The organism is Flavobacterium sp. MEB061 (assembly GCF_000834715.1).
GTDB lineage: Bacteria > Bacteroidota > Bacteroidia > Flavobacteriales > Flavobacteriaceae > Flavobacterium > Flavobacterium pectinovorum.
On the sequence record NZ_JXQR01000059.1, the window covers coordinates 43,267 to 55,354 of the forward strand.

The 12,088-nt window shown below is 33.8% G+C and carries 9 protein-coding genes; 3 read left to right on the forward strand and 6 right to left on the reverse strand.

The features are described from left to right. Positions 1-155 precede the first annotated feature (155 nt). The 3 genes from RT99_RS20315 to RT99_RS20325 all read right to left on the reverse strand — a co-directional run bounded on the left by RT99_RS20315 (position 156) and on the right by RT99_RS20325 (position 4,955). A complete protein-coding gene (locus RT99_RS20315) occupies positions 156-2,249 on the reverse strand; it encodes a cytochrome c biogenesis protein CcdA (protein WP_042566580.1) in 2,094 nt (697 codons plus the stop codon). Next, positions 2,249-3,559, reverse strand: a complete 1,311-nt coding sequence (gene tilS, locus RT99_RS20320; protein ID WP_042566581.1) for a tRNA lysidine(34) synthetase TilS — start codon at positions 3,557-3,559, stop codon at positions 2,249-2,251. Before tilS ends, RT99_RS20315 begins: the two co-directional genes overlap by 1 nt. Before the next feature lie 109 nt (positions 3,560-3,668). Continuing rightward, a complete protein-coding gene (locus RT99_RS20325) occupies positions 3,669-4,955 on the reverse strand; it encodes an anthranilate synthase component I family protein (protein WP_042566727.1) in 1,287 nt (428 codons plus the stop codon). Positions 4,956-5,142: 187 nt separating this feature from the next. Here RT99_RS20325 and RT99_RS20330 point away from each other — a divergent pair, with 187 nt between their 5' ends. Together RT99_RS20330 and RT99_RS20335 are read left to right on the forward strand one after the other, a co-directional pair. Further along, on the forward strand, positions 5,143-6,354 hold the full coding sequence (locus RT99_RS20330) for a VWA domain-containing protein (protein WP_042566582.1): 1,212 nt from the start codon (positions 5,143-5,145) through the stop codon (positions 6,352-6,354). A gap of 247 nt (positions 6,355-6,601) precedes the next feature. Further along, entirely contained in the window at positions 6,602-6,976 is a 375-nt protein-coding gene (locus RT99_RS20335) for a DoxX family membrane protein (RefSeq protein WP_042566583.1), read from the forward strand. Between the two features lie 290 nt (positions 6,977-7,266). On the opposite strand, the gene RT99_RS20340 is transcribed toward RT99_RS20335, so the two are convergent. The 3 genes from RT99_RS20340 to RT99_RS20350 all read right to left on the reverse strand — a co-directional run bounded on the left by RT99_RS20340 (position 7,267) and on the right by RT99_RS20350 (position 10,331). Then, on the reverse strand, positions 7,267-7,806 hold the full coding sequence (locus RT99_RS20340; RefSeq protein WP_042566584.1) for a lipocalin family protein: 540 nt from the start codon (positions 7,804-7,806) through the stop codon (positions 7,267-7,269). A gap of 165 nt (positions 7,807-7,971) precedes the next feature. Next, positions 7,972-9,375, reverse strand: a complete 1,404-nt coding sequence (gene lpdA / locus RT99_RS20345; protein ID WP_042566585.1) for a dihydrolipoyl dehydrogenase — start codon at positions 9,373-9,375, stop codon at positions 7,972-7,974. A 500-nt stretch (positions 9,376-9,875) separates the two neighbouring features. Continuing rightward, the gene (locus RT99_RS20350) at positions 9,876-10,331 is read right to left on the reverse strand and encodes an Lrp/AsnC family transcriptional regulator (RefSeq protein ID WP_042566586.1); all 456 of its coding nucleotides are present in this window, start codon (positions 10,329-10,331) and stop codon (positions 9,876-9,878) included. A gap of 433 nt (positions 10,332-10,764) precedes the next feature. On the opposite strand from RT99_RS20350, the gene RT99_RS20355 reads away from it, so the two are divergent. Further along, positions 10,765-11,982: an aminotransferase class I/II-fold pyridoxal phosphate-dependent enzyme gene (locus RT99_RS20355; RefSeq protein WP_042566587.1), complete on the forward strand. Its 1,218-nt coding sequence runs from the start codon at positions 10,765-10,767 to the stop codon at positions 11,980-11,982. Positions 11,983-12,088: the final 106 nt, after the last annotated feature.

A 12,088-nucleotide genomic window follows, 5' to 3' on the forward strand; every position in this document is an offset into this window, starting at 1 on the left:
GCTCTTATTCAGAGCGCTTTTTTGATTTATTTTAGATCGCAGATTTTAGATTAAAATAGAAGTCTTTCATCTATTCTCTTTCATCTATTCTCTTTATTCTATTCTCTTTATTCTATTCTCTTTATTCTATTCTCTTTATTCTATTCTCTTTATTCTTATTTAAAATTAGAAATCCCTTGTTTCAGCCAAACCAAATATTCTTCGGTACTCACATAACTAATTGTTGGTTTTGTATCGTTTAGATTTTTTCCTTCTAAGTCAGTTATAATGTATAAAGGCTGAGTATTCGTTTTATATTTTGAGATCATAAAATCGGTCCATTTGTCGCCAACAGTTATAATTTTATCTCCTGCGGCTGTTACAAATTGTTCTTCTTTTGGCAATTCGCGTTTATCATCAACATAAAGAGAAATCAGTACAACATCATTTTTTAAGATTGGCAAAATTCTTTCGTCAGACCAAACATTGTTTTCCATCTTTCTGCAATTTACACAGGCATATCCTGTAAAATCAAGCATGATTGGTTTATTGATTGATTTTGCAAAAGCTACACCATCTTCGTAATCATGAAAAACCATAATTCCGTGTGGGCCTAACTCTGCTCCTTCTGGTAATCCTTTTTCAGAAACAATACCGTTACCTGCTCCTCCAGAACCTCCAAATCCAAGCGGACTTTCACTATATGTCTGAGGCGGTGGAAAAGCGCTTATCAATTTCAAAGGTGCTCCCCAAAGTCCCGGAATTAAATAAATTGTAAAAGTCAAAACAATCAATCCGAAAGATAATCTTCCAACTGAAATATGATTCGACGGACTATCGTGTGGTAATGTAATTTTTCCGAAAAGATAAAAAGCCAAAGTTCCAAAAATGGCAATCCAGATCGCTAAGAAAACTTCTCTTTCTAGTAAATGCAATTGCAGCACCAAATCGGCATTTGATAAAAATTTGAATGCTAAAGCCAATTCTAAAAATCCTAAAACTACTTTAACAGTATTCAGCCATCCGCCCGATTTTGGTAATGTATTTAACCAACCCGGGAACATCGCAAACAACATAAACGGTAAAGCCATTGCAGATGAAAATCCTAACATTCCAATAACTGGTGCGATTCCTCCATTTGAAGCTGCTTCAACCAATAACGTTCCCACAATTGGTCCTGTACATGAAAATGAAACAATTGCAAGAGCCAAAGCCATAAACAATATTCCAATAATTCCGCCTCTGTCTGCTTGCTGATCTGCTTTATTTGCCCATGAATTTGGCAGCATAATTTCGAAAGCTCCCAAAAATGAAACCGCAAAAACAATCAATAAAACAAAGAATATCAAGTTAAACCAAACATCTGTAGACAAAGCATTTAAGGCATCTGCACCAAATACTTTAGTAACAATTAAGCCTAATATTACATAAATAGCAATAATCGAAAGTCCGTAAATAATCGCATTTCTAATACCTTTCGCCCTGCTTTTACTTTGTTTTGTAAAGAAACTTACTGTCATTGGAATCATTGGAAACACACAAGGCGTTAACAATGCCGCAAACCCTGAAATAAAAGCAATAAAAAAGATTGACCACAAACTTCTTGAAGATGCCGGTGCAGGAATTTCTTCTTTTGAAGTTGCAGCAACTTCTGTTTTAACTGTTTCTTTTTTAGCTTTTTCTACCGAAGCTGATAAAGTATCCACAACCAAAGCCGGAACTTTTGTTTCGTCTAATTTTGATTCTGTTATCGCAGGAACGGCATCCATTTTAAAAGTGGAAGGAACGCTGATTGAGAATTTTTTATTAGAATTGATACAAACTTCTTTACAAACCTGAAAATCAAAATCAACATCGACTGTTTTTAAATTCGGATTTATAATCTTAATTTCCTGCTCGATATGTGCTTTTCCTTCAAAGAAAGTTTCATTTACGCCAAAAACGTCATTAAAAGCCGTTCTGGTTTTTCCTTCTTTGGCTTTGCCAATTAATTCGTAGTTGCCTTTTTGATTTTTAAAGACAATCTCCAACGCAAGCGGACCTCCTTCCGGAGTAAATTGCGAGTACATATGCCAGTCTTTTTCAATAGTACCATCAAAAATTAAAACGGCGTTATTGCCTTTTTTTTCAATTTTAGATGTCCATTTTACCGGTTCTAAAATTTGAGCATTACTATTTGCAAAAGCAAAAATGAAAAATAACAAAAAAACAATGGTTTTATTCCAGACACTTTTTGATATTGAAGCTTGATGGGATTGAGTAAAGTTCATTATTGTAATTCTATTTTAAGTATTTTATTAGTGGTATTTTCTATTTTAAAACGTTCGTCCTGCCTAATCCCTACAACCCAAACAATTTGATTATCGGAAGATAAAATCCAGGTTTTTTCTTTTTCAATAAGCGACAATTTCTCATCTTTAAAAAGTTTGCTTACTTTTTTAGATTGGCCATTCATACCAAAAGGATGAAAAACATCTCCCTCATTCCATTTACGTAAAACCAAAGGAAACTGGATTTTTTCGGCGTCCACAAAGATAGACTTATTTGAATCTATTGTAATGTCATCTACATGACAAAGCTTCAATTTTAAGGGAAAATTAACGTCTTCTTCATTTTCATTGATTTGATATTCTTCTGTTTCGCCTTCTTCATAAATCGGACTCAAAATCAAGGTATTTCTATTTTTTAACAGCCTAAATTCTGCAGCAAAAACCTGTTTACCAGATTGACCATCAACCAAATCATAAATATCATTCCAAGCCACAAAACCAAATTCGTTGAGCCATTGGTACAAATAAGACTTGTAATTGGGTAATTTTTTAAGCTGATTTAAATCAAAATGAATATCATCGCCGACCTCTTTCGCCACTTGCTGATAAATCATAATCGAAGCATCTTCAACCATTTCTTTCGATTCCTGCAAATACGACTGTGACTTTTGAAAAGCATTCAAAAAGTTGGGATTGATTTCTTTCAAAATCGGAACCAAATCATGACGGATTTTATTTCGCATGTATTTATTCGACGCATTGCTGCTGTCTTCGCGCCATTCTATGTTATTTTCTTCGGCGTATTTCAGGATTTCTTCTCTCGAAAAAGGCAAAAGCGGACGTATAATTTTATCATTCTGTTCCGGAATTCCGATTAAACCATCCAATCCCGTTCCGCGCGTTAAATTGATAATGAACGTTTCGAGATTATCATCGGCATGATGAGCGGTAAAGATATAGTCGAAATTTTCGGTTTCCAAAAGTTCATAAAACCAGCTATAACGCAATTCACGTGCTGCAACTTGCGTAGAAAGTTTATAATCTTTTGCAAAAGCCTCAGTATCAAACTGAGTTGTAAAAATTGGAATATTATTTTGATCGCAGTAGTTTTGAATGAAGTCCTGATCGCCAAAACTTTCTAATCCGCGAAGTTGAAAATTACAATGCAAAACTGCAATTTGATAAGGCAATTGCTGAAATAAATGCAGCAAAACCATACTGTCTAAGCCGCCGCTGACGGCAAGAAATATTTTTTTTCCTTCCAAAAATGGAAATCTTGAAACGATATGATTTTGAAAATTTGAAAACATTTGATAAATGTAAAAAATTAAATTCTATACTTTATGAAAAACTATATTAGTAAATCGGCCACGAATTCACGAATTTTAAAATATTAATTCGTGAATTTGTGGCTAACTCTTATCTTAAAACTTCATGCATTGCCTTAGCTTTCAACAAACATTCTTCGTATTCTTTTTCGGGAATGGATTGCGATGTAATAGCGCTTCCTACTGAAAATGAAACGTATTGATTTTCCTGATTGTACAAAATACTTCTGATTACGACATTAAAATCAAAATCACCATCCGGAGTAAAATACCCAACGGCTCCACTATACAAACCACGTTTGGTTTCTTCCAGATTTTCGATAATTTTCATTACCGAAATTTTTGGTGCGCCCGTCATACTTCCCATTGGGAAAGTGGTTCTTAAAACATCAATTGGTGAATATTGCGGATCCAATTTTGAAGTTATGGTCGAAATCATTTGATGCACCTGCAAAAACGAATAAATCTTGCAAAGCTCCACAACTTCAACCGAACCTTTTTGCGCTGTATGCGATAAATCATTGCGAACCAAATCGGTAATCATGATATTTTCTGCACGTTCTTTTGCATCTGATTCCAGAAATTGTTTTGATTTTTCATCTTCAATCGGATCAATAAATCGTTTTGAAGTTCCTTTAATAGGTTGAGAAATTAACTTATCTCCCACTTTTTTCAAATATCGTTCAGGCGATGCTGAAAGCAAATATTGTTTATGATTTTTAAAGAAAACAGAAAATGGTGCTTGTGAGATTTCATTCAGTTTCTGAAATTTTTCAAGCGGATTTATAATCGCATTTTCGGCAAAAAATTCCATACAAAAATTGGCTTCATACATATCCCCTGCGTGAATGTGGTTCAACATTTTTGTTACTTTTTCGATATAAAATTCTTTGTTGATTCTTTGTTCGATCTCTAAAGATTCCTGACTTTTATATTCTAATTTTTCACTTTTAACTATTTCCTCAAAATCTTCTTCAACTTCATCATCACAAAGCAATAAATACTGAATTTCAAGCTGATTTTCTTTCAGTATAAATATTTTTTTGGGCTGAAAGAAAAACAAATCCGGAAAATCCAATCCGTCAAAATTTGTCGATTTTAAATCTTCGACATCATTCTTTAAATCGTATGTTAAGTATCCAAAAAGCCAGTCTTTTGTAGTTTGCTGATATTGTTTCAGGTCTTCAAAAGCATTATGAAAATCGGTTTTTAAAGACGTAAAAGCATCTACCGCCAACATACAATTAAAACTCGAATATTCTTGCGGATACGAATTGCTATCCAAAAAAATGACTTCGCGAAATTGCTGTGACCATGATAGAAGTTGCTGCTTAAACTGCTCTGGATTGGGAATATGTTTATATATGGAAACTCTCAAAAAAGTATAATTTTTAGATTTCAAAATTACGACAAAAAAAATCCTTCAATAAAAGAATACTAAAAAATTATTGGCACACTTTTTAGTATATCGAATTAGCGCGCATTTAACAAAATCTTTTTTTTAACAGAAAATCATCATTAATGAGATTCAAAACTTTATTTATTAATCAACTTTAAAACCTTTTATGAAAACAATTGCACAATTGGGGTTGACAGCCCTGGTAATTATCACATTACTTTTTTCTTGCAAAAAAGCAGATTCTACATCCTCAGCAGATGTAACAGTAGATGCTTCGGCTAAAGAAGATCGCGCAGACGTTGAATCCTCAAAATCTGAATATTCAGAAAGTGATAAAAAACAACAACAAATTCAGGCTGGACAAATTACCGCCGGTGAGTGGAATGATTTAAGTAATTGGTCATTTTGGGAATCTTTAAACGAAAATTCAGAGTTCTCTGAAATGAGTAGTTACTGGAAATACAATCTAAAAGACAGGATTTCTGTAAATGTAAAATCAGATTATGAAAACGTGGTTGATGTACCTGTTTTATTACTTGATTCTCAAAACAATATTATTTGGTCTTCTAGAACAAACAATAAAGGAAATGCCGAATTATGGCCTTCTTTAAACGAAGATAGCCAAGCCGCTACTCAAAATTTAAAAATTAAAATTGGCAATCAGGTATTTCAAAATATTCAAAACTATAATGATAAAAAAATCAATAGATTAGTTTTAAAAAATTACAATGAACCAAATACTAAAGAAAAGAAAATCGACATTGCTTTTATGGTTGATGCAACAGGTTCTATGGGAGATGAAATAGATTATCTGAAAGAAGAATTAACTGATGTTATCTCAAAAGTAAAGCGTAACAATCAAGGCACTATTGTAAATATGGGAGCTGTTTTTTATAGAGATAAAGGCGAAGATTATGTTACTAAAACATCTGATTTTTCGACAGATATTGATGATACTACAGGATTTATCAAAGAACAATATGCAGACGCCGGAGGTGATTTTCCTGAGGCTGTTGAAACAGCTTTAAACGAATCTATTAATGACTTGAAATGGTCTAAAAATGCTACTTCGAGAATTCTTTTTTTAGTATTGGATGCTCCACCTCATTATGACGATCAAATTATTTCAGAAATTCACAGTTTAATCGCAAAAGCAAGTAAAAAAGGCATAACAATTATTCCGATCACTGCTAGTGGCATCGACAAGGAAACGGAGTTTTTAATGCGTTATATGGCAATTGCAACTAATGGAACATACGTTTTTATAACCAACGACAGCGGTATTGGGAACGATCATCTTGTGGCTTCTGTGGGAAATTATCAGGTTGAATCTTTAAATAAGTTAATGGTACGACTTATCAATGAAAGTTTAAAATAGAAATTTCAGGTTTAAAAGCAAATACAATAATTAGCTAAAACTGTTAATAAATCAGCAATTTAATAAGAAAAAATTCATTATATTTGATATAGGATTAAATTAATCCCAAAATAGGATTGTATTGATTATAAAATTCTCAATAAAAATGGCCGAAAAACAGATTTTTGTTTTATTAGAGGATTTTAATTTGTAATGTTTATCAGCAAAATAAATTATATTTTTTTAACCTATCTTAAATCCTAGTATTATGAAAATTGCAACCATTATTATCCGCGTCCTGATCGGTCTTTTATTGCTTTTTGCTTCGATCAGTTATTTTTTCCATCTAATGCCAGAACCAGAAACTACAGGGAATTTTAAAGCCTTTAATGTTGGCTTAATGGCTTCAACTTATCTAATGCCTTTGGCTAAATCAATTGAATTGCTTTGCGGAATTGCATTTGTAACCGGACGTTATGTAACATTAGCAAATATCCTGATCTTACCAATAACGGTAAACATTTTGTTTATCAATTATTTTCTGGCTCCCGAGGGTTTGCCAATTGCGGCACTATTATTCCTTGCTAATTTATTTTTAATTTACAGATACTGGGATAATTACAGAAGTGTTTTTAGAGCATAATTTAATTTTACTCAAACATAAAAAACCCGGCACTTACAATGTCGGGTTTTGTTTTTAATTCCTATCCTGTTTTATGGATCAATTCTAAAACGTATGGGGACCGAAAAAAAATGAATCAAAGGCGATTTTTACCGCAGAGATCGCTAAGTTTTTTTTACTCTTAGCTTTTATAAAAAGGCATCCCGAAGCCTCGGGACGCAAAGCTTTGTATTGATTTAGCTTTGCGAATTTTTTGATTTTCAAAGGTATTCTTAGATTAAAATCTTTGTGTTCTTTGCGGTAAAAATAATTTAGCGTTGACCCTGTTTTACCCAAACCAGTTCAGAAGTGTCGTAACCAATTTCCTGAGCTTTTCTAAGGTAATCTAATTTGATGTTTTCCGGTATTGAAGTTTCTCTTGAAAGTATCCACATATATTTTAGGCTTTCGCCTGCAACAAGTGCATATTTATAATCAGGATCTATCGCAACTACATTATAACCGGAATAAAAAGGACCAAAAAATGAGACCTTAAGCATACCAACGTTGTCCTTTTTGACGAACTTGGCTTTCCCGATGCTTTCTTCCCATTTGTCTTTTTTGACATTATAGCCCTTATTATCAACTTTTATAGTGCCATCTTCGTTGAGCGAATATTCGGCAGTTACATTGTTTAAGTCTTTCTCCCATTTATAATCTAATCTGGCAATTTCATACCATTTTCCCAAATACTTTGCTTTATCAAAATTGGTGACAGCAACAGCTTTTTCTGGAATTTTAGATTTGCAGGAATATAGTAAAAGTGCAATTCCTGCTCCTATTAAAACCGGAGTTATATATCTATTTTTCATGATGTTGTCTTTTTTATAATTATAAAGATAACATCAGAATTACACATCTAATTTACAAAATTTTTCTTCAGGTTTATATTTTTTTAGGCATTAAAATTTGATATAAAATGAAAAACCCGTCAGAAATTAATTCTGACGGGTTTAAAATATGATTTAGGTAAGAAATTATACGTGTATTGCTCTATTTTCTGTTGCTGCCAATGCTGCTTCTTTTACCGCTTCCGCGAAAGTTGGATGAGCGTGGCTCATTCTTGAAATATCTTCTGCAGAAGCTTTAAATTCCATTGCAGTAACCGCCTCAGCAATTAAATCTGCTGTACGTGCTCCAATCATGTGAACTCCTAAAACTTCATCTGTTTTCTCGTCAGCAAGAATTTTTACAAATCCGTCTAAGTCAGCACTTGCTCTTGCACGTCCTAACGCTTTGAAAGGGAAACTTCCAGATTTATATGCAATTCCTTCTGCTTTTAATTGCTCTTCTGTTTTTCCAACTGCTGCAACTTCCGGCCATGTGTAAACTACACCAGGAATTAAGTTATAATCGATATGTGGTTTTTGACCTGCTAAGATTTCAGCAACCATAGTTCCTTCTTCCTCTGCTTTGTGTGCTAACATAGCACCGCGAACAACGTCACCAATTGCATAGATATTTGGAACGTTAGTTTGTAAATGATCGTTTACTTCAACTTGTCCTCTGTCTGAAATTTTAACTCCTGCTTTGTCAGCGTTCAATCCGTCTGTATATGGACGACGACCAACAGAAACTAGTGAATAATCTCCTTCAAGAGTAATTGTTTCTCCTTTTGCATTTTCAGCCTGAACAACTACAGCACCGCCATTTCTTTCTACTGATTTTACTTTGTGAGAAACGTAGAATTTCATTCCTTGTTTTTTCAATACTTTAGTCAATTCTTTAGACAAAGAACTGTCCATTCCCGGAATAATTCTGTCCATGAATTCTACTACAGAAACCTGAGCACCAAGACGTAAGTAAACTTGTCCAAGCTCGATTCCGATAACTCCACCTCCAATAATTACTAAGTGTTTTGGAACTTCTTTTAATTCTAAAGCCTCTGTAGAAGTGATGATTCTTTCTTTATCAATTTTGATAAAAGGCAAAGAAGATGGTTTTGAACCTGTAGCGATTACAGTATATTTTGCTTCGATAGTTTCAGATGTTCCGTCAGCTTTTGCAACTGCAATGTGCGTTGCGTCTACGAAAGAACCTAAACCTGTGAAAACAGTGATTTTATTTTTGTCCATTAAGTAGTTGATTCCACCTACGGTTTGATCTACAACTGCTTGTTTGCGGGCAATCATTTTCTCTAAATTGATTTTTACATCTCCAGAAACCTCGATTCCGTGATCTGCAAAATGAGCAATTTCTGCATAATGATGAGAAGAAGATAATAATGCTTTTGAAGGAATACAACCTACGTTAAGGCAGGTTCCGCCAAGAGAGTTATACTTTTCTACAATTGCTGTTTTGAAACCTAATTGTGCGCAACGAATTGCTGATACATATCCGCCCGGTCCTGAACCTATAATGACTACGTCAAATGAACTCATAGTTTGTTAATTTTATTTTTAGCGATACAAAATTAAGGAATAAAGTTTTGTTTAAAGTTTAAATTTCAATGTTTTTTGTGTGAAATTTTGGGGTGGAGGTTTTAGCCACGAAGGCACTAAGACGCAAAGTTTTTTAATTTTAATTGAATAGTAAAGTTCGCTAAGAGTTTTGGAAGGATCGCTAAGTTTTTCTTTTTAATCTCGCAAAGTCGCAGAGTCGCAAAGTTTTTGCGATAACTAAATTGAATAGCGTACAGCTTTAGCTGGATGTAAAAATAAATTAGGATAAAAAAGGCTTTAGCCAAACTTATCATTTGGCTAAAGCCTTTTCCTTCTCAAACCTAAAATCTCCAGCTAAAGCTGGAGGCAATTCAAAATAAAAAACCTAAAACCTTATCGACTAAAAATCTTAGTGAATTAAAAAAACTTTGTCACTTTGTACCTCTGAGCCTTTGTTCCTAAACTTAGAATCTCAGCAACTTAGAACCTTAGTCCCTTCCTTAAAAAATCACCGTCGAATTCTTTACTTCGCTAATCATAAACATACTTTGTGTACTTCCTATATGCTGTAGTGAGGTTAATTTGGTTACTAAAAATTCTCTGTAGGCTTCCATATCTTTTACTAATACTTTGAGAATGTAATCGTAATCGCCACTTACGTGATGGCATTCTAAAACTTCATTGAGTTTGATGACTTCGCTTTCGAATTTGGTTAGGAATTCTTTGGTGTGCTGAATGAGTTTTAGGTGACAGAAAACTACAAATCCTTTATCTATTTTGGTTTTATCTACCAATGCGACGTAGTTTTTTATGATGCCTTCGCGCTCTAGTTTTTTAATTCTTTCGTAAACTGCTGTTACTGAAAGATTCAATTTTAATGATAATTCTTTGGTTGTTTTTTTACTATCTGTTTGTAATAAAACAAGGAGTTTTTTATCGGTGGCGTCTAAAGTCATGTTTATAGTTTATGGTTTGTTGCAGATGAAATAAAATCTATTGTTTGGAAAATACTTTAACAAATTTAGATTAATAATCTTTAATAATTCATTTATGTAGTTTTAAAATCTAATTATTAAATACATGGTTGATTAATTTTCTATTAAAACGTTATTTTGAATAGAATTTCTATTGATAACGAGTGTCCTAGCCCAGATTGAAGTGGAAAGCCCGGAGTAAAAAAGGCAAAAGTTTCTTGGGCTAAAAAAGCGACCGGAGGAAGCTCTTTTTAGACCATTAGAAACTTTGCCTTTTTTATGAGGACTTGAAACGGAAAGCTGGAATAGCTTCAAATTAAAATTCCAACAAATAAATTCCAATGGCAATTGCAATATCAAAAAAATCAATTTCAATAATAAACAACAAACTAAAAACAATAAACTAAAAAAACATATGAAAGACTTTAACCCAGCAGATAAAATTCAGGATTTGCAATACTTTGGGGAATTTGGGGGAGTAAATCCGTCAATTTCTGATTCTTCTACTTATACTTTTTTATCAGCAAAAACCATGTTTGATACTTTTGAAGGAAATATGGAAGGCTGCTATTTGTATTCGCGCCATTCTTCGCCAAGTAATTTGTATTTGGATCAGGCTTTGGCGGCGATGGAAGGTACAGAAACGGCAAATGTTTCGGCTTCGGGAATGGGAGCGATTACACCTACGTTATTGCAGCTTTGCGGCGCGGGTGACCACATTGTTTCAAGCCGAACGATTTATGGCGGAACCTATGCTTTTTTGAAGAATTTCACACCTCGTTTTGGAATTGAAACGAGCTTTGTTGACATTACAAAATTGGATGTTGTAGAAGCCGCAATTACGACAAAAACGAAGGTTTTGTATTGCGAAACGGTAAGTAATCCGTTATTAGAAGTGGCTGATATTGCTGGTTTGGCTAAAATTGCAAAAAAACATAATTTGAAATTGGTTGTCGATAATACATTTTCGCCTTTATCGGTTTCGCCGGCAAAATTGGGTGCCGATATTGTAATTCATAGCTTGACAAAATACATTAACGGTAGCAGCGATACAGTTGGCGGTGTGACTTGCGCCTCTAAAGATTTTATTAATTCGCTGAAAAATGTAAACTCCGGCGCGAGCATGCTTTTAGGGCCTACGATGGATAGTTTGCGATCGGCTTCGGTAATGAAAAATCTTCGAACACTGCATATTCGTATTAAACAACACAGTCATAACGCGCATTTTCTAGCGGATCAATTTGAAGCTGACGGTTTAAAAACGGTTTATCCGGGATTGAAAAGTCACCCGAGTCATGAATTGTACAAAACGATGATTAATCCGGAATATGGTTTTGGGGGAATGATGACGATTGATGTTGGAACTTTAGAAAAAGCCAATGAATTAATGGAATTAATGCAAGCCAGAAACTTGGGTTATTTGGCGGTAAGTTTAGGGTTTTATAAAACACTTTTCAGCGCGCCGGGAACCTCAACTTCTAGTGAAATTCCGCTGGAAGAACAACACGAAATGGGATTAACAGATGGTTTGATTCGTTTTTCGATTGGTTTGGATAATGATATTCAGCGTACTTATGAGATGATGAAATCTTGTATGGTGGAATTAGGGATTTTGAAACACGAATTTCACTAATTTTCACTAATTTTCACTAATTATTGCACCGAGGGTTTTCGCAGAGAATCGCTAAGTTATTTCACGCAGATTTAAAAGGATCTAAGCAGATCTGCGCAGATTTATT